Genomic DNA, 19447 nt, shown 5'->3' with positions numbered 1-19447 from the left:
CCAAGCACGACTTTCAAAAGCTTTTTATTCACACATAAAAACTGAGGATATCGCATTGTTTCACGCTCCTAGCGATGACACCTTCCGGGGATAAAAATCACGATACGTATGCTGAAGATCTTTTATTTTTGCAGGCCGCCCCAGAAAGTACCCCTGCCCGAGCGTACAGCCAGCGGACCGAACGAACTGAAGCTGAAATTCGGTTTCGATACCTTCTGCTGTCGTCTCCAGTCCGAGGCTGCTTGCAAGCTGAAGCAGACTGGCGACCACTGCCCGGCTCTCGGCCTTCTCTTCGAGATGCATGACGAAACTGCGGTCAATCTTTATCTTTGTGACCGGCAGCGAAAGAAGATAGCTGATGCCGGAATAACCCGTGCCGAAATCGTCGAGTGCGATGCCGACGCCCAACGCTCGTAGATCGGCAAGCATTTCAAGGCATTCCAGAGAGCATATCTGCACGCTTTCCGTCAGCTCCAATTCCAGCCGACTTGCGGGAAGACCGTGTGTGAAAAGTGCAGTTTTCACCTTTTTGGCAAAGTTACCCTGTTGCAACTGTACAGGAGAAACATTGACCGCCAGAAAGGTATCCGGGGGCAGGCTTGCGGCATCTGAACAGGCTCTGTTCAAAACCCACTCGCCAATTGCAACGATTTGCCCGGTCTTTNCCGCAACAGGAATAAAATCTGCGGGTGAAACCCAACCCAATTTCGGATGTTGCCAGCGCAAAAGAGCCTCGAACCCTACAGGGCCGGAATTCGATACATCGAATATCGGCTGATAATGCAACTCGAACTCACCGTTGCGCAAGGCGGTGTCGAGATCGTGCTGAAACACGTGACCGCGTTCTCCGGACATTTCCATGCCCTGCTTGAAAAANCGGAACGTGCCACGACCCTCGGATTTGGCAGCGTACAGGGCGATATCGGCCTTCTTCAGCAGTTCGGAAATTTCCGCGCCGACGGTGGTTTCGGTGCAGATGCCGATGCTGGTTCCGACGGAAACCTCTTTGCCCAAGAGGACAAAAGGTCTGGCAACCGCCCGGATGATGGCAGAGGCAAGCTTGCTGGCTTCCACCAGCGCGTCCTTGCGCACGACCTGAAGAACGGCGAACTCATCGCCTCCAAATCGTGCGGCAATATCTCCCGGACGCATCAGCGAAAGCAGCCTTTCGGAAANGGAAACGAGAAGCGCATCACCGCTGGCGTGACCAAAGCCATCATTGATCGATTTGAACCTGTCGAGATCGAGCAGCATGACGTTGAAGCGCTGGCCGCCCTGCTCCAGCTCGGCAATCATTTCCTCGAGCTTCTTGCCGAAAAATGCACGGTTTGGCAGTCCAGTCAAAGCGTCATGATGTGCAAGATGCTCCATATGTTTCGCAACATCCCGCACCTGCCGCAAATGCTCGCGCTCGACAACAGCCTCTCTCAATGTTTCGATGGCGACGGCAAAGCGACCGATTTCGTCGTGACGGTTTTGAAAAGGCGTGACAGACCGCGTGTCGTCTCGGGCAATGCGGCTGAGAGCGCCGACAAGTGCCGGAACCGGCTTGAAANCCTTCCGCATGATCAACGTCACGGCAGCACCGGTCAGGATGAGAATGGTCACGAGCAGCAGGACTGAATTGAGCAGCAGCTTGTTCTGGCTTTGCTGAAGAGCGTCCGCCTCACCAATGGTGGTAACGAGCGCGCCTTGAAGTTCGCCTTTCGGATTGACCACAGGCACATAGGCAATGAAATGACGGACATTGCCCACGCCTGCAAATCCAACGAAGAATTGGCGTGGATTGGTGTAATCGGGAAGGGAAAGGTCGATACCAGTGCCCGAACCGAATGCCTCGGCCGAACTGACAAAGGCCTGCGGCCCGGTCGATTTCTGAAACAGCCAGATATTGTTTTTCGTCTGCGAGGCAGCAAGACCGAGAACATCTGCCGGGTTGAATCCGGTGTCCAGTATCGACGCATCGTCACCAAGGGGGCGCTCGCTGATGATCTTGGTGATCTGACCATCATCAGCGCTCTCAATCGCGATAAACGTGTAGATGGAGCGGATCGCGGAGCTTGTCACTTGCGCGTTCAACTCGGCTTGACGACGCCATTGTTCAAGCGAGTCCCGCTCGACCATGACCCAACCGATCGTTGCACCCATAACGTAGGCAAGGACGACGCTGGATACGAGGAAGACATTGATTTTCCAGAAGAGCGAATGGTACCACACAAGCCGATTTTGGCCCGCGTTCAAATCGCCAACCTCCCGTTCGTCCTTGTTTACGCAATCGACCATTGTGGCCCGTAACCTCTTCCGCGAAAGCGTAAATGCTTACGGGACATGCCTTAACTCATGCTTTAAAAGGACTTCATAAATCGCTGTTAGCCACAACCATTCCGAGACATAGAAAACAAAGTCTAAAAATATGCGTACAAAACCGGGGGAAGCGTTGCGAAACTGGCGCAGTTTATATCGCTGCGCCAGCCTTTGTTACTTCAGCGCGCTTCCGGCATGGGGCCGACGTATTTCGATTGCGGGCGGATAAGCTTTCCCAGATGTTCCTGCTCCAGTATATGCGCGGTCCACCCAGCCATTCGCCCGGCGGCAAAGACGTTGGTGAAACTTTCACGCGGAAACCCTACTCCCTCCAGAACCAGTGCCGTGTAAANCTCCACATTGGTTTGCAGCGGGCGTAGAGGTTTCTTTTCGGCTAGGAGCGCCAGCGCCTCTTTTNCAACAGCTTCGGCAAAGTTTATACGCCCGCCACTGTCACGAAGCCCGGTAACAGCCTGCTTAAGCACATCGGCCCGTGGGTCACGAACGCGATATATGCGATGGCCGAAACCCATCAGCCTTTCCCCTCGCACCAGCGCGTTCACCAGCCAGGCCCGTATGTTGCTCTCATCGCCGATCGCATCGAGCATGTCGAGGACAGGGCCGGGCGCACCGCCGTGCAATGGACCTTTCAGGGCACAAAGAGCGCCGACGACGGATGAAAATACACCCGCTTTTGTCGACGCGATGACGCGGGCGGTAAAAGTGGAAGCATTCAACCCGTGGTCGGCCACAGTCACAAGATAAGTATCGAGTGCCTTCACCTTTTCAGCAGGAGCATTCTCGCCATGCAACATATGCAGAAAATCCGCCGCATGCCCCAAGGTGGTGTCAGGCGCCACCGGCGCAAGCCCCGCGCTTCTTCGAGCAATGGCTGCGGCGAAGACCGGCACGGCAGCTACGGCTAGGACGTGGTGTGCCAGTGGCTCCGCATCGGGCATTGACGACAATAACAGCCGCAACCCCTCGACTTGCGAAAGGTTGTCCGTTGCCGGTAGAAGCGTTTCAATGAGGCGAAAAGCATGGACACGCGCTTGCGCAAGCGCGACGCGGATTTCCGCCTCAGTATCCTCATGGGAGACAAGCCCTTGCCAAAGCAAGGCAAGAACAGCCTCGAAGCTCCAGTCGGACAACTGTTCGAGGTCATATCCCCGAACAATCAGCCGTCCCGCCGCACCATCGACATGGCTGAATATTGTTTCGGCAGCGATGGTGTTTTCCAAACCGGGACTGACTGGGTCTGAAACCAGAGTGAGTGCTGTCGAGGTTTNCGATTGTATGGTCATGATATCCTCATGGGTTGACTTCCCCAAGGATGATGTTTCAATCAATATAATCAATCTTGATTCATTCAATCAACATCGAGATAATGACCGGACAGGAAAAGTTCATCGATGCCGCAAGCCGCGTCGCAAGCCCTCGGCATCAGCCGCGCGACGCTCTATGCCTATGTCAGTCGTGGCCTTGTTCGCACGATCGCAGGGCCGGACGATCCACGCCGTCGGCTTTACAGCAAACACGACATAGACCAGTTGAGCAGAAACAAATCCGTAGGCAGAAAACCACGCGAGGTGGCAGCAACGACCCTCGACTGGGGTTTGCCTGTGCTGTCCTCCAGCATTACGCTGATTGAAGATGGTCGGCTTTTCTATCGCGGACACGATGCGGCAAAACTCGCCGAACACGAAACGGTTGAGGGTATAGCACGGCTGCTTTGGGCTTGCGGTGACCATGACCCGTTTGCAAAACCGGTGACCGCGACGTGGGATGCCTCGCTGCTTAATCTGACAGCGGGCTTGCCGTTGACCGAGCGTTGTCAGGCGCTGCTGGCGTTTGTCGATGTCGGCAGGATGACAGCGTGGCAACGCAACAACAGCACGCTGTGGCCAGGCGCTGCCACTCTGTTGCGATCGGTAACGGCGGCCATCAGCAACAGCCAGCCCAGCGCTTTGCCCACGCACCTTCATCTGGCCAAGGCCTGGAATCTCGATACACACAGTGCAGACATTATTCGCCGCACACTGGTACTGTTGGCGGATCACGAACTGAATGCGTCTGCCTTCGCCACACGCGTGGTGGCGTCCACCGGCGCATCACTCGGGGCATGCCTCGATGCAGGACTTTCAGCGCTAAGCGGACCGTTGCACGGCGGCATGACAAGCCTCGTTGAAATTCTTTTCGACGAAATCGAAGACGCCAAAGATGCAGCCGACGTCGTTGAAAAGCGACTTCGGCGTGGTGATGTTCTGCCGGGTTTCGAGCATCCCTTGTACCCCGGTGGCGATCCAAGAGCCGCCGCCCTGCTTCCCCTATTGCGACATAACGAAAAGCGTCAGTCGCTTATAGGGACAGTGGTTGAAACCACCGGGAAGCTGCCGACGATCGATGTTGCGCTGGTGTCGATCCGCCGTGAGTTGGGACTCCCGATAGGTGCGGCACTGGCGCTCTTCGCGAACGGTCGAACGGTTGGCTGGATTGCGCATGCGCTCGAGCAGTTTGAGGAGAAAAAGCTCATCCGTCCACGCGCACATTATGCAGGCCCACAACCGGCAGGTACATGAGTATAATTGTTATGACGAATATGTGTTGAAGATCACATATTTCGTGCGCCCGGCATGATCGCTCGACTTGCCAGCATCAGCAATGACTGCGATGAAACTGTCTTGACGTTACGGGAGGGTTTCGTATGACCACGATGACAGAGGCAAATATCAGGCTGGGCGCTATTCTCGCCGAGGCTGAAAATCAGCAGTCATCGCTCAGCGTTGCGAAGCTCGAAAGTAGCGGCCTGGTACCAGACTCGATCGAAACAGGCATGGCCGCACAGGCGATTGCAGCAGGTGCGATCGGCAAGGAAATTGGCGGCTGGAAGATCGGCGTCAACAGCGGCCGAGCCATCGCCGCCCCTCTTCTCGATGTTTATGATACAAGCATCGACACGCCATTCGAAGTGCCAAAACCCGGAACGGTGGGTGTTGAGATCGAGATTTGCTTTGTCCTTGCAAATGACATTCCTCCTCCAGCTACCGGCCAAGAGTATTCCCGTGCCGATATATTCTCGCATATCGCATCCGTGCATCTGGGAGCCGAACTTGTCAGCTATCGGCTTGTGGAAGAAAACAAAGCGCCTTTCCCGCTGTTTCTTGCGGATCGGCTTGGCAATCATTCCTTTGTCCTTGGTCCGGAAATCGACATCGCGGCTTTGGAACGCGTGGCCAATCAGGATGCGACGCTGCCCGCGTTGGTGGTCGAAGGCAACGGCGATGTGCTGTTCGCGGCGGCTCCCAAGCACCCGCAGGCCGATCCTGTCGCGCCGCTTATTGCCTATGCCAATGCACCACTCGACCATCTTGGCGGTTTGAAGCGCGGTCAGATTGTGACCACCGGTAGCCTTTGCGGCTTAATCCGACTATCCGGGCAGACAGCTATCAAAACCTCATGGGACGGCATCGCTGACATGGCGCTGAACCTTCCAGCGTGAATGCTGCAGCGCACCCCTGACTTTTCACAGGGCGCGGAAACCCCTCATCACTGCTACACTCGAACCTGAAGAAATTGTCTTTGAACAGTTTTAACAGGAGATATTTCGATGGCGCAGTCGATCATGAACGCTCTTGGCAAACCGCTTTATTACAGCGACACATCCACCGGATTTTTTNCGGCAACAGGATCAGGACCTGACCTTTACGGCACTGCCAAGAATGATTCCATGTGGGGTGACAGCGGCGTCAACGTGACAATGCATGGCGGCACGGGTGATGACATTTATTACCTGTATTCCACCATCAACCGTGCGGTCGAATCGTCTGGTCAGGGCACAGATACCATCAACACATGGATGAGCTATACGCTTCCTGGGAATATCGAAAACCTGATCGTCACGGGCGATGGCCGGAACGCTTTCGGTAATTCTCTCGATAATATCATCAGTGGCAGTTCCTCAAAGCAAACGATCGATGGTGGCGCGGGCAATGACGTTCTGACCGGCGGCGGCGGGGCAGACACCTTCGTTTTTGCCAAGGGCAACGGCACGGATCTGATAACCGATTTCGGTCGTGACGATATCATCCGACTGGATGGCTACGGCGTCACATCCTTNGATCATCTCGTCAGTACGTCGACGCAAAAGGGCGCGAACCTTTGGCTAAATTTCGACAATGGCGAGAGCGTGGTGCTTGCCAACACGACCGCCGACAGCCTCAGCGCCGATCAGTTCAGGCTGACGCTGGACCGTTCAAAGCTGACATCGACATTTTCAGATGAGTTCAACTCGCTATCCCTGAGCAACGGGCAAAGCGGCGTCTGGGAGCCAAAATTCTGGTGGGCAGGCGAAGAGGGCGGCAGCCTTCACACCAACTCCGAAAAACAGTGGTACATCAACCCCGCTTATCAGCCGACTTCATCCGTCAATCCATTTNCCGTTCAAAATGGCGTTCTGACAATTACGGCGGCAGCAACACCGGATGCGATTTCTGATGCTGTGAACGGGTATGACTATACATCGGGCATGTTGACCACTCACCCGTCTTTCTCGCAAACCTACGGCTATTTCGAAATTCGGGCCGACATGCCGAGTGATCAAGGCGCATGGCCTGCGTTCTGGCTTCTGCCGGAAGACGGGAAATGGCCGCCGGAGCTGGATGTCATCGAGATGCGCGGGCAGAACCCGAACACGTTGATCCTGTCTGCCCATTCCAACGCATCGGGCCAACAGACGTCGACCATCAACAACGTCAACGTCACGAGTACAGAGGGCTTCCACAAATACGGGCTACTCTGGGATGAAGACCACATTACGTGGTACTTCGATGACGTCGCAGTCGCCCAGGTTGATACACCGACAGATATGCATGACCCGATGTATATGATCGTCAATCTCGCCGTCGGCGGCATAGCTGGAACACCCACAAACGGCCTACCCAACGGCTCGCAGATGAAGATCGACTATATACACGCCTACTCCATCAACGATCCTGCCGTTGACGCCGTGTCTCAGCCGACTGCATCGGATCATCTGCTGGTCTGAGATGATCCGATGACCGGAAGCTTTGGATCGACTACCAGAGCTTCACATGTCTGTTGACGTCCTTGTAAAGCAGGTAGCGGAAACGGCCGGGGCCGCCAGCATAACAAGCCTGCGGACAAAAGGCGCGAAGCCACATGAAATCACCGGCTTCGACTTCCACCCAGTCATTGTTCAGCCGGTAGACAGCCTTGCCCTCCAGTACGAAAAGCCCATGCTCCATGACGTGGGTTTCCATAAATGGAATGGTCGCGCCCGGCTCGAAGGTGACGATGTTGAGGTGCATGTCATAGCGAGCGTCGGCAGGGTCGATGAAGCGCGTCGTGGCCCACTTGCCATCCGTCTCTGGCATGGCAGACAACTCGTGCTCGTCCTCATGCGTGAAGATCGCCGGAGGTAACTCGAGACCCTCAACGACATCGAACACTTTGCGTACCCAGTGGAACTTGGCAGGAACGGACCCAATACCCTTGATCGTCCACGCATGCCCGGCAGGAATATAGGCAAAGGAACCAGCCCGCATCGCATGTTGCTGGCCATCATGCTCGATGGTCATCTCGCCATCGACCACGAAGATCGCAGCCTGCGCGCGTCCGTCGGGCTCGGGCTTTTGGCTACCGCCACCGGGCAAAACTTCCATGACATATTGTGCGAACGTCTCGGAAAATCCCGTCATCGGACGGGAAATGATCCAGGCACGCGTGTCAGTCCAATGGGGAAGGACACTGGTGACGATGTCAGACATCACGCGCTTTGGAATGACGGCATAGGCCGTCGTGAAGGTGGCCTTGCTCGAAAGAAGCTCGGTCTGGCCGGGAAGCCCGCCAAAATCAGAATAATACCGCTTGTTTTCCATGATGCACTCCAAAGGCACGATACGTCGCAAATGCTGTAGAGCCTTTTTCCATCAAATGGAATCGCCCTTGCGCATCATTNAAGAATGCGAAAGGGCGCGGAGGACGTATCAGACCTTCTTGCGGATGACGCCATAAACGATGTTACGGTTCTCTCCGAAGAACACCTCTGCCTCGAATGCGGATGCATCCATGCTGGCATTGATGATATCCCACATATCGTCTTGCGTACGAAGCAACAACGCCCAATTCATGAAGCTTTCCATGTAGCCATCGACGCCGATCTCTTCGGAAAAGTTGGCAAACAGAAACATACCACCGGGTTTGAGCATCTCGAGGCAACGCTGGGTCAGCTTGATGGAAACCTTGTCCACGAGATAGTCGTAGAGACCGGCTGCATAAATAAAGTCGTATGTGCCCAGTTCCTGTCGGCGCGACAGTATCCCGCGCACGGAGCCATCGATTGCTTCGATGCAGGTGCCGTTGAAGTCCCGGACGATCGCGCCGATGCTCAATGGGTCCTGATCCAGGGCCACCCATCTTTTNATCCTGCCTTCTGCCAGCGCAACAGACTGGTTGGCTTCACGCAACTGACCGGCAGCAATGGTGAGGATTTCAGTGTCCAGGCCACGATCGGCAGCGATCTGGTCAACATATTTCGTCAGTATATCGCGACGCTCTCTGACTGCGACGGAGGACGAGGCTGCCCTGGTGTATTCATAGAGTGCAAGGCCAGTAGGAGACGCCGCATCAATTTTATCCTGCACGCTGGAATGGCCGTAGATGAAGTCCAGAAGCTGCGCATCGCCGGAATAACCACGCGGCTTTTCAAACGACCAAGCGGTGAAGGGATCTTCCAGAAAGTATTCGGCGACCGCATGATTCTGGATAATTGGTATCAACTCCCTCCACACGCCAGAGTGGTTTTTTNCTCGAATTTGATGCAACCGCGTTGCAACGTCATGTATAATTTGCTGCGGCGCACAATCTCGCTGGAATTGCTGCTGCGCGAAGCTTAAAGCAATCGCCACATCTGCTTTNGCGATCTCAAACTGCTCTTTAAAATTGTTGGAACGTGGCGCGTATATTTCCTCGGATATTGCTTCGGGCGTAATAAGACTTTCGCCATCAAACTTTTCATTAGCAAATTGGGACACAAGTACGCTCCTGATTAACGCTTTGTTAACTTTAGGACAATTCAAACGCAAATGTCTCTCAAGTCAATCGGGTACAAGCGTCGAAAAGCACGCATTTCGAGAAACTTTTTATTAAGGTAAATCTAATTTGGATTCGGTTCTTTAGGGGGCTTAAAGAAACTTAAAAGGATACAATGCATTGTGCCCAGGTCTACAACCTCGATGCGCGCGACGCACGCGGCGGTAAAGGTAGTAGAAAACGGACTTTTGCAATAAGATTTGCAAAATACAAAAANCTGAACTTGCAAGATTATTGCAACCTATGGAAANGTGCATGAAGCACACTTTGGCAAATTTCGTAGAACCTCGCCTCCAGACAGGCTCATCGCCGCAACGGTCATCTGTTTCTTTAAGAGACCTTTTCCTGCGGGAAGCAGACGTCAAAAGACGCACGGCCATCCGGCAGGGGCTGTGGATTGCAGTGCCGGTCTATTTGCTGTTCTCGCTGACCGACCTTTTGCTCATCCCTGACGTTGCACCGCACACCATGTTTGCGCGTTTCGTCGTCGGCATCGCAGCACTGCTCACTCTGGAAATGCAGATCCGCGCCAATGCCAAGACTGGCCACATGGACATTGCTTGCGCCACAGCCCTGCTCGGCGGCTACATCGGCTGGCTGATGCCAGCAATGATGACCAGCTATGTCACCAACATGTCCTACTATATGGTTTTCGGCGCCATCTTCATGATGGGCGCCAACCTGTTTTTTACCTTCAACTTCAAGCTTTCACTATGCGCGTCCAGCCTCGTACTGGTCACATACTTTGTTGCGCTGAGCTACTTCCACGAAGACATCTATTATCAGATCGCCTTCGGCACATTTTATCTGTCCTGCTTCGTCTTCACCTCATACGTGAATCTGCGACTCAACCGCGAACGCTATCAGGTTTTTCTCAACGCCATTGAAGCCAAGGTGCAACAGCGGGAGGCGGAAGATCGCGGGGAAGCATTATTGCGGCTTTCCAATACCGACCCGTTGACAGGCCTTGAAAACCGCCGGGCCATCGACAGCAGGTTGCGGCAGCTCTGGGATGGGTGGACCGGTGCCGAGCACAATTTCGCGGTATTTCTGATCGATGTCGACTTCTTCAAGAAGTACAATGACTACTACGGGCATCAGGAAGGCGACCGATGCCTGATACAGGTCGCCCAGACGCTGGAAACCAGCCTCGGTCGCTACGATGCCGTCATCGGGCGTTATGGCGGTGAGGAGTTCATCGCCCTTGCGCGGTTCAGAACGCAAAANGACATCGAAGACATAGCCGAAACGCTGCGCACCACCGTTGAGGACATGGCACTCGTCCATGAAAGACGACGCGATGGCACCTCCGTCATCACCGTCAGTGTCGGTGCGTCCTACACGCGGCCGCAGCCAGATTCGAAGCTTGAACGCCTTATCAACGAAGCCGACCGCGCTCTTTATCTTGCCAAGGCGAACGGACGAAACACCGTCAAGTTGTTCAACCCCAACGATCCACACAACAGCGACGATACGGAAAATGTCGCAGCATTGCTCAATATCGCCATCGAGAAAGACCTGGTCTCACTGGTCTATCAACCTATCAAGAACCTATCGTCCGACAGGATAGAGGGCGTTGAAGCTCTGATGCGGCTGAGGCTGCTGGATGGAACACTTGTTCCACCCAGCATATTCATTCCTATCGCGGAGCGCACTGGCGCCATCATGGACCTCGGCTTATGGGCGGTGCGAACCGCCTGCCAGCAGGTTATCCGATGCGACAGGATGGCAGTCGTCAGCGTCAATGTGTCACCAATACAGTTGAAGAGCCCCGGCTTTGCCACCTCCATCGCGGCGATTCTGGGTGATGTCGGGGTGTCCGGCGGCAGACTGGCCTTCGAAATTACCGAAGGTCTGGAGATGGACATGAATTCCGATGTCCTGCGTTGCATCAGCGATCTCAAGACGCTCGGCATCAAGATTTGGCTGGATGATTTCGGAACAGGATTTGCTGGCCTCTCTTGGTTACGCCTGATCGATTTCGACACGGTGAAAATCGACAAATCCTTCCTTCACGACGGGATGACGCCGCGCGGAAAAGCCATGTTGAGCGATATCATCGGCCTTATTCGCAACCGCGGCCACAAGATACTGGTTGAAGGCGTAGAGACCGCCGAGCAACTGGAATTGTTGAAGGAATTGCGGATCGACCAGGTCCAGGGTTATTACGTTGGACGCCCTGCCCCGGTGGACAAGCTCAGGGACTGCTCAGCGCCTTACCTTCCCCGCACAGGCCTCATGCGCCCGGCATGATACGTAAANCCCGGCGCTTGCGTGCCGGGTTTNGCGATATCGATCAACTGCTTCAGCTTTGAAGGACGTTTAGTCCACCGCACCCGGCACTTCGCACATCTCACGTTCACCGACGATAATGGAACGCTTACCGACGTGGTTGGCAGGTCCGACGATGCCTTCCTGTTCCATGCGCTCAACCAGGGATGCCGCACGATTGTAGCCGATGGACAGGCGACGCTGGATATATGACGTCGAGCATTTCTTGTCGCGCAGGACGACTTTCACAGCTTTTTCGTAAAGGTCCGCCGTGTCGTCTTCACCCATGGCCGATTTGTCGAAAACGGCGCTATCTTCTTCCACGCCCTCGTCCGCCTCGTCTGCATCCTCGGTAACGGTGCCCAGATATTCCGGACGTCCCTGTGTTTTCAGATGCGCTACAACCTTTTCGACCTCTTCATCCGACACGAATGGACCGTGCACACGAGAGATGCGCCCGCCGCCGACCATGTGCAGCATATCGCCCTGCCCCAGCAGATGCTCGGCACCCTGTTCGCCGAGAATGGTACGGCTGTCGATTTTGGACGTGACCTGGAAGGAGATGCGCGTCGGGAAATTGGCCTTGATGGTACCGGTGATGACATCGACCGAAGGCCGTTGTGTCGCCATGATGAGGTGGATACCGGCGGCACGGGCCATCTGCGCCAGACGCTGAATAGCACCTTCGATTTCCTTACCCGCCACCATCATCAGGTCGGCCATTTCATCGACGATAACGACGATGTACGGCATCGCCGTCAGGTCCATTTCCTCCTGCTCGTAGACTGCCTCACCCGTGGCGCGATCAAAACCGGTCTGAACGTTGCACATCACGGTTTCACCCTTGGCGCGAGCAGAGGCAGCACGGGCATTATAGCCATCGATATTGCGAACACCCAGACGCGACATCTTGCGATATCGATCTTCCATTTCGCGCACGGCCCACTTCAGCGCCATGACGGCCTTCTTGGGGTCTGTCACAACAGGAGTCAGCAGATGCGGAATGCCATCATAGACTGACAGCTCCAGCATTTTGGGATCGACCATGATCAGGCGGCACTCTTCCGGCTTCAACCGGTAGAGCAACGACAGGATCATCGTATTGATCGCAACAGATTTACCGGAACCGGTCGTGCCTGCCACGAGGAGATGCGGCATCTTGGCGAGTTCCGCCACGACGGGCTCTCCACCAATGGTCTTGCCAAGGCAAAGCGCCAGCTTCATCCGTGTTTCGGAATAATCGGGGGATTCGATGAGTTCGCGGAAATACACCGTCTCACGAACCGGGTTCGGCAATTCGATACCGATGACGTTGCGGCCAGGCACCACGGCGACACGAGCAGACAGCGCCGACATGGAGCGGGCGATATCGTCCGACAAGCCGATGACACGCGAAGATTTGACACCGGGGGCGGGCTCGAATTCGTAGAGCGTCACGACGGGACCGGGACGCACATCGATGATCTCGCCCTTGATGCCGAAATCTTCCAGCACGCTTTCCAGAAGGCCAGCACTCTGTTCCAGCGCTTCAGGCGTCATCGTCGTGGTTTGCAAAACCTGCGGCTTTTGCAGCAGATCAATCGGCGGAAACTCGTATTCGCCCTCGCCGAAAACCGGCGCATCCAGAAACATCGGCTGATTGGCGTTGCGAGCAACCGTGCGCATTTCACGGCGCGGCGCGGTCAGCGCGGCAGCTTCGATCACCGGCTGCTCGACAACGGCAGCCATCGGCATTGGCGCTTCAACCGTCGCGACGACCTCAACCTGTTCAACGTCCTGAGTGTCGGGCTGTTGAACGGGACGGACATCGACCTGCCGATAAAGCGCGACAGCTGAGCCTTCCGGCTTGATGAATGCTGGCTTTTCAACGGTTGGACGTGTTTGCTGGATGACCTGCGCTGGAAGAGGAGCGGGCTTGACGACAGCCCGTGCAACCGGTGCTGCGGCAACCCTCTGCGCCTTGATGCGTGCCAGTTCCGCAAGCCGCATGGGCTGGGACGGCGGCAGGATGGTCGTCCCCACATCCAGGCTCATTGCTTCCCAGAACATCTCGTCGGATAGGACTTCTGCAAAGGCAGGAACGTCGAATGACGCAGGGGTCTGCTCGGCCGGAAANCATGCAACGTCAATCTGTTCGGCACTGACTGCGTCCGGTTCGCGCGTCACGTCGGGAGCGATTTCGGTAGGCGCGGACGCTTCCTGCTCCTGACGCAAGGCAAGTTCACGGCGCAGACGATAGGTCAGAGCAAGCGCACCTGTCGCGCCGGGCGGCTGCGGCAGCACGGCTGGCTTGGCGATCCTGCGCTCGACAGGCTCTTGCTTCGGTGCGATCTTTTCGACGGCGGCGATCTCCACTGGCTCTGGCGCAGCGGCTACGGGCACGATTTCAGTCTCGGTTCTGCTTTGAGCAGAAGTCGGAGCCTGCTTTCCAGCCACAAGATTTTGCGGCGTGCGTGTAAAACGTACATTTGGCCCAAGCGTAAAGTGGTTTTGCCACAAAGGCATCTCTTCACGACCCTCGATCGCATTGGCTGCGTTCTGGTCGNCATTATGCCCTATAACGGCACGCTGGTCTGCCGTTAACGGCATCAACTCATGGCGGCTATCCTGCGAAGCGCTAGGCTCCGCAATGGACTGCTCCTGTCCTCGCTCATCTATCATGTTGAGGGAATAGTTTGAATTCGATCGAGGAAAACGCATCACAGCCTGTACACTCATCATAAACGGACATTCGGCACAACAAATGAGATAGAAAATAAAGGTTAATCACATGTTGCCAACGCGCCCTTTTGGATGCGTTTTCATCATCTTATTTATGGCTGTGTCTGCATGGACACGCGATAGCCCCGGCTACATTTTTGAGAAAATGTCAATGTTTCCGAACCTTTACAGTCGTTGACAACCGTCCCTAGCTCATTTTGCCAGCAACTATTAACATCTAACAAATATTGACTTTACATCTAACATGTTAATGTCGTATCAGATGGTAGTCAGTTCAGGAGGAGCAGGACATTGACTGGTAAATTCGGCCTTTCGGCAGCACTCACTACCCCCTTTGCGCAGGACGGAAGCATTGATTTCCCGACCATGATCACGCAGGCCAAGCGCTCGTTAGCCGCTGGCTGCAACAGCGTCACTGTGTTTGGAACAACCGGTGAAGGCAGCACCATCGGCAACAGGGAACGCGCGGAAGTGCTGTCGGCATGCCTCGATGCGGGTCTCGATGCAAAGTTTCTGGTTGCGGGTGTGCTGGTCGACTCGGCGCAAGACGCCGCCGATCAGGCAGGAGCCGCGCTTGACGCCGGTGCACGCAACATTCTTCTGGCACCTCCTTCCTATTTCAAGAACGTCACCGATGATGGTCTGTTCGAATGGTTCTCGTCTGTTTNCCAGCAGCTTGGAGACAAGGCGCGCGACATTCTCGTTTACAACATCCCCTCTGTCACCATGGTGGCACTGTCGGTCGAACTGATCGGTCGCCTGCGCCATGCCTTTCCGGGTATCGTCACTGGCGTAAAGGATTCGTCCGGTGACTGGCCCTATACGCAAAGACTGCTGGCCGAACACCGTGACCTCATCATCCTCATCGGCGACGAGCGTCATCTGGCACAAGGTGTTCGCCTTGGGGGNCAGGGTGCGATTTCCGGCTGCGCAAACTTCCTACCGTCTGAAATCCGCGCCATGGCCGTGGACGGCGTGGAAGACAAGCGCATCGAAGACCTGGTCGTCGAGCTTCTGAAATATCCAGTCACACCCGCCGTCAAGGTTCTCGTCTCTCATGTGACCGGCGAAAAGATATGGCATTCCGTTCGTCCACCACTGGTTTCCATTTCCGCTGAAAACCGTACAAAGCTTGTGGCGGCGTTCGAGTCGCTTTTCCGCAGCCAAGCGGCTTAGAAAGAAAATGCATGGATGACACTGGCGAACAGACTACGTTGCGCGAAAGGGCCTATGAGAGCTTTACGCTCCATCTTCTCGCGCGTGATGTTCGCCCTGGTCAGTTTATTTCCCAACGCCGCCTCGTGGAACTGACAGGCTTACCGCTTGGCGCAATCCGCGAAGCTATTCCAAGGCTGGAAGCGGATGGATTGATCAAGACGGTGCCGCAGCGCGGACTTCAAGTGGCGCATATCGACATCAACCTCATCCGCGAAGCATTCCAGTTTCGCATCTTTATGGAAAAGGAGGCCGTGGCTATTTTTACGCGCACAGCTTCCGACGAGACGATTGCCGAGATGATAAAGGACCACCGTGATATTGGAGAGGCAGCCCAGAGCGGTAAAAGTTCACCGGAACTGGATGCGCGCGCCCAAGCGGTTGATTGGGGGATGCACGACGCCTTCATAGACTCGCTGGGTAATTCCATTATCTCGAATGCCTACCGCGTGAACTCGATCAAGATGCGACTGATCAACCAGGAACGCTTTCGCATTGCCGGTCACGTCAAATCCGTAATGGCTGAACATCTGACCATTCTCGAAGCCATCGAGCGGCGGGCACCCGAAGAGGCCTCGGAAAGACTGGTCGCCCACATTCGCAATGCGAGGGACCGGGCTCTGGCAGTTTAGACCATCGGTCGATCCGATGAGGAACGAATTATAAACAATCGGCCGAAGGTGAGGAGATTTTCGGCCAAACAGGAGGAGGAAAACATGACGCATTCACTGCTCAATCCTACACGCCGTGCATTTATGGCCGGAACGGCAGCCATTGCCGGGACTGCCGCGTTCGGCATTCGCCCCGCAGCCGCTGCTGTCGATTGGAAGAAGCACGCTGGCACGACGCTGGAAGTCAACCTCGTCAAAAGCCCGCGCAGCGAAACGCTTCTGAAATACATCAAGGAATTCGAAGAACTGACCGGCATCAAGGTCAATGCCGAGGCAACACCTGAACAGCAGCAGCGCCAGAAGGTCGTTATCGAACTATCCTCCGGAAGGCCAAGCTTCGACGTGGTGCATTTGAGCTACCACGTCCAGAAGCGCCAGTTCGAAAAAGGCAAGTGGCTGGCTGATATCAGCGGCTTCCTCAAGGACCCGACACTGACCGATACTTCGCTTGTCGAAAGCGATTTTGCAGAGGCGGGTATGCAGTTTGCCAAGGATAGCGATGGCGTTCTGCGCTCCCTGCCCTTCTCGGTGGATTACTGGATCCTCTACTGGAACAAGGAATTGTTTGCAGCCAAGGGCCTGAAATATCCACAGACCTTCGAAGAGCTTGTCACCGCAGCAGAAGCGCTGACCGATCCTTCCACCAATACCTATGGTTTCGTGGCACGAGGCCTCAAGAACGCCAACACGCCGGTCTGGACCTCGCTGATGCTGGGTTATGGCGCCGCGCCAATCGTGGACGGCAAAATCGACGCCATGACCAAGGAAGCGGTGGAGGCGGCAACGCTCTACCAGCGCTTGATGACCAAGTCGGCCCCTCCCGGCGTTTCCGGTTTCAACTGGGCGGAAGCGCAATCGGCCTTCCTTCAAGGCAAGATCGGCATGTGGTTCGATGGCGTCGGCTTTGCACCGCCAATCGAAAACCCGGAAAAGTCCCGCGTCGTTGGCAAGGCTGGTTACGGGGTCATGCCGAAGGGTCCGGCGCAACAGGCTGCAGGTACATTCGGTGATGGCCTTGGCGTGGTCGAAGCCTCCACCAAGAAAGAAGCAGCTTACCTCTTCTGCCAATGGGCAATTTCTCACGAAATGGGTGCGCGGCTGCTGCAGGCCGGTGCGGGTGTACCGTTCCGCCAGTCCATTCTGGAAGATGCCAAGGTACGTGAAGGCGTGAAGATGCCTGCCGAGTGGCTGGACGCCGTCGTCGGCTCCGGCAAGGTTTCCAAGCTGGCGCTACCCGTCATCATCCCGGTCACGGAATTCCGCGATATCTACGGCGTCGGCCTGACCAACATGATTGGTGGAGCAGACCCGGCGGCGGAACTCAAGAAAGCGACCGAGCAGTTCGCACCTGTTCTGGCACGTAGCGAGGGATAATGGTGTCCGTCAGCATCGAAAACACAGCAAAGACAACGAAACTCGTCAGAAGGAGCAAGCCCACGCGGCTTGCTCCCAACTACTGGCCTTTCGTTATTCCCGCACTCGTCGTCATCGCAGCTGTCATCGTTTTTCCGTGGGTGTTCACCCTGTGGATGAGCGCGCAACGCTGGACGCTGGGGCAGGAACAGAGCTTCATTGGTTTCGACAACTACATCCGTCTGGCAAGCGATGCGCGGTTCTGGGAGTCGCTCTGGCACACGCTGGTCTACACGACGCTATCGGTTGTCGCACCCTTGTTTCTTGGCACGCTGGCGGCATTGCTTTTCGATGCGCAATTTCCGCTGCGCGGCTTTCTGCGCGGCGTTTTCGTCATGCCGATGATGGCAACCCCGGTTGCNATCGCGCTGGTCTGGACCATGATGTTTCACCCGCAGCTCGGCGTGCTGAACTATCTCCTGTCCCTTATCGGCATCGGCCCGCTGGAATGGATCTACAACCAGTCTACCGTCATTCCCTCGCTGGTGCTGGTGGAAACATGGCAGTGGACACCGCTGGTCATGCTCATCGTTCTCGGTGGTCTCGCCGCCGTGCCGCGCGAGCCATACGAAAGTGCTGAAATCGACGGCGCAAACGCATGGCAGAAGTTCCGCTATCTCACCATGCCGATGATTGCGCCATTCCTGATGATAGCCGTCATCATCCGCTCCATAGATGCCGTCAAAAGCTTCGACATCATCTATGCGATGACGCAGGGCGGTCCCGGTACGGCGTCTGAGACGATCAACATCTATCTCTACAACACCGCCTTTGCCTATTACGACATCGGTTACGGCTCGGCCATGGCCGTCGTCTTCTTCATCGTCATCGTCGCGCTGTCCTTCGTACTCTTGATGGTACGTGCCCGCACCCAATGGAACGAGATGGAGGATCGCTGATGAAACGCAAGACACTCGACAAGATCGGCCTGTTCTTCGTGGCACTGGTCATGATCTCGCCCGTCATCCTGTTCTTTCTCTGGATGATCTCGCTGTCGCTAAANTATGAGATCGACAACGGTGCATATCCGCCCATCCTCATTCCAGAACGCTTTGCGTGGTCGAACTACATAAAGGTATTCGAGGAAAACAACTTCTTCCTCTATTTCTGGAATTCCGTACTCGTTACGGGAGCGGCAACCTTTCTCGCACTCGTCATCGGCGTTCCCGCAGGTTACGGCATTGCACGTCTGAAGGCAGAAAAGGCGGCCATCGTCATCATGATTGCGCGCATGACGCCCGGCCTCTCCTTCCTCATTCCGTTGTTTCTCCTGTTCCAATGGCTGAACCTGCTCGGCACGCTGTGGCCGCAGATCATCATCCATCTTGTCGTCACCGTGCCCATCGTGGTCTGGATCATGATCGGCTATTTCGAAACGACGCCGAAGGAACTGGAAGAGGCAGCAAGCATGGACGGCGCGTCCTCATGGCAAGTCTTCCGGCTTGTGGCACTGCCCATCGCCAAACCCGGCATCGTCGTATCCTTCATTCTCGCCGTCATTTTCTCATGGAACAACTTCGTCTTCGGCATCGTGCTGGCCAGCCGCGAAACGCGCACACTACCGGTCGCGGTCTATAACATGCTGTCTTTCGAGCAGGTCAGTTGGGGTCCGCTTGCGGCCGCTGCCCTCATCGTCACGCTGCCAGTGCTGTTACTGACGATGTTTGCGCAGAAACAGATTGTTGCCGGCCTTACCGCGGGCGCCGTCAAGGGCGGCTAACTCATCAAATTCATTACGGGAT

The 19447-nt window shown here is 55.5% G+C and carries 14 protein-coding genes; 9 read left to right on the top strand and 5 right to left on the bottom strand.

Annotated elements, in window-relative coordinates; translation table 11 throughout:
• Window positions 1-60: 60 nt before the first annotated feature.
• Both CUC55_RS23650 and CUC55_RS13235 read right to left on the bottom strand, forming a co-directional pair.
• Entirely contained in the window at window positions 61-1371 is a 1311-nt protein-coding gene (locus tag CUC55_RS23650) for a putative bifunctional diguanylate cyclase/phosphodiesterase (RefSeq protein ID WP_425352838.1), read from the bottom strand.
• A 1112-nt stretch (window positions 1372-2483) separates the two neighbouring features.
• Entirely contained in the window at window positions 2484-3608 is a 1125-nt protein-coding gene (locus tag CUC55_RS13235; RefSeq protein ID WP_103088151.1) for a citrate synthase/methylcitrate synthase, read from the bottom strand.
• Window positions 3609-3716: 108 nt separating this feature from the next.
• On the opposite strand from CUC55_RS13235, the gene CUC55_RS13230 reads away from it, so the two are divergent.
• The 3 genes from CUC55_RS13230 (at window position 3717) to eglC (ending at window position 7348) form a co-directional block, all read left to right on the top strand.
• Window positions 3717-4883, top strand: a complete 1167-nt coding sequence (locus CUC55_RS13230) for a citrate/2-methylcitrate synthase (RefSeq protein ID WP_067648007.1) — start codon at window positions 3717-3719, stop codon at window positions 4881-4883.
• A gap of 125 nt (window positions 4884-5008) precedes the next feature.
• Window positions 5009-5803: a 2-keto-4-pentenoate hydratase gene (locus CUC55_RS13225; protein WP_103088150.1), complete on the top strand. Its 795-nt coding sequence runs from the start codon at window positions 5009-5011 to the stop codon at window positions 5801-5803.
• 108 nt (window positions 5804-5911) lie between these two features.
• A complete protein-coding gene (gene eglC / locus CUC55_RS13220; protein WP_157940957.1) occupies window positions 5912-7348 on the top strand; it encodes an endo-1,3-1,4-beta-glycanase EglC in 1437 nt (478 codons plus the stop codon).
• Between the two features lie 31 nt (window positions 7349-7379).
• Here the strand turns inward: eglC and CUC55_RS13215 are convergent, their stop codons facing one another.
• Window positions 7380-8201, bottom strand: a complete 822-nt coding sequence (locus CUC55_RS13215; protein WP_067648304.1) for a bifunctional allantoicase/(S)-ureidoglycine aminohydrolase — start codon at window positions 8199-8201, stop codon at window positions 7380-7382.
• A 108-nt stretch (window positions 8202-8309) separates the two neighbouring features.
• Window positions 8310-9356, bottom strand: a complete 1047-nt coding sequence (locus tag CUC55_RS13210; RefSeq protein WP_103088149.1) for a class I SAM-dependent methyltransferase — start codon at window positions 9354-9356, stop codon at window positions 8310-8312.
• Window positions 9357-9669: 313 nt separating this feature from the next.
• On the opposite strand from CUC55_RS13210, the gene CUC55_RS13205 reads away from it, so the two are divergent.
• Window positions 9670-11667, top strand: a complete 1998-nt coding sequence (locus CUC55_RS13205; RefSeq protein ID WP_170063884.1) for a putative bifunctional diguanylate cyclase/phosphodiesterase — start codon at window positions 9670-9672, stop codon at window positions 11665-11667.
• A 69-nt stretch (window positions 11668-11736) separates the two neighbouring features.
• Here the strand turns inward: CUC55_RS13205 and CUC55_RS13200 are convergent, their stop codons facing one another.
• The gene (locus CUC55_RS13200) at window positions 11737-14406 is read right to left on the bottom strand and encodes a DNA translocase FtsK (protein ID WP_103088147.1); all 2670 of its coding nucleotides are present in this window, start codon (window positions 14404-14406) and stop codon (window positions 11737-11739) included.
• 291 nt (window positions 14407-14697) lie between these two features.
• Here CUC55_RS13200 and CUC55_RS13195 point away from each other — a divergent pair, with 291 nt between their 5' ends.
• From CUC55_RS13195 to CUC55_RS13175, 5 genes are all read left to right on the top strand, one after another.
• Window positions 14698-15582 carry a dihydrodipicolinate synthase family protein gene (locus CUC55_RS13195; protein WP_103088146.1) on the top strand — a complete coding sequence of 295 codons (885 nt, stop codon included), beginning with the start codon at window positions 14698-14700 and terminating at the stop codon, window positions 15580-15582.
• Window positions 15583-15593: 11 nt separating this feature from the next.
• The gene (locus CUC55_RS13190; RefSeq protein ID WP_067647986.1) at window positions 15594-16253 is read left to right on the top strand and encodes a GntR family transcriptional regulator; all 660 of its coding nucleotides are present in this window, start codon (window positions 15594-15596) and stop codon (window positions 16251-16253) included.
• 84 nt (window positions 16254-16337) lie between these two features.
• Window positions 16338-17666 carry an ABC transporter substrate-binding protein gene (locus CUC55_RS13185; RefSeq protein ID WP_067647981.1) on the top strand — a complete coding sequence of 443 codons (1329 nt, stop codon included), beginning with the start codon at window positions 16338-16340 and terminating at the stop codon, window positions 17664-17666.
• Window positions 17666-18604, top strand: a complete 939-nt coding sequence (locus CUC55_RS13180) for a carbohydrate ABC transporter permease (RefSeq protein WP_067647978.1) — start codon at window positions 17666-17668, stop codon at window positions 18602-18604. Before CUC55_RS13185 ends, CUC55_RS13180 begins: the two co-directional genes overlap by 1 nt.
• Window positions 18604-19425, top strand: a complete 822-nt coding sequence (locus CUC55_RS13175) for a carbohydrate ABC transporter permease (RefSeq protein WP_170063883.1) — start codon at window positions 18604-18606, stop codon at window positions 19423-19425. The genes CUC55_RS13180 and CUC55_RS13175 overlap by 1 nt, the downstream gene beginning before the upstream one ends.
• Window positions 19426-19447 lie beyond the last annotated feature (22 nt).

Source organism: Agrobacterium bohemicum (genome assembly GCF_002896715.1).
In the GTDB taxonomy this organism is placed as follows: Bacteria; Pseudomonadota; Alphaproteobacteria; order Rhizobiales; family Rhizobiaceae; genus Agrobacterium; species Agrobacterium bohemicum.
The sequence above is the reverse complement of the archived record's forward strand: the minus strand, read 5'-3'. Positions and strand labels throughout refer to the sequence as shown.

Coding starts and splice junctions, on each gene's coding strand:
- CUC55_RS13230 (WP_067648007.1), top strand. CDS start 3,717: ATGCCGCAAGCCGCGTCGCAAGCCCTCGGCATCAGCCGCGCGACGCTC.
- CUC55_RS13190 (WP_067647986.1), top strand. CDS start 15,594: ATGGATGACACTGGCGAACAGACTACGTTGCGCGAAAGGGCCTATGAG.
- CUC55_RS13185 (WP_067647981.1), top strand. CDS start 16,338: ATGACGCATTCACTGCTCAATCCTACACGCCGTGCATTTATGGCCGGA.
- CUC55_RS13225 (WP_103088150.1), top strand. CDS start 5,009: ATGACCACGATGACAGAGGCAAATATCAGGCTGGGCGCTATTCTCGCC.
- CUC55_RS13215 (WP_067648304.1), bottom strand. CDS start 8,201: ATGGAAAACAAGCGGTATTATTCTGATTTTGGCGGGCTTCCCGGCCAG.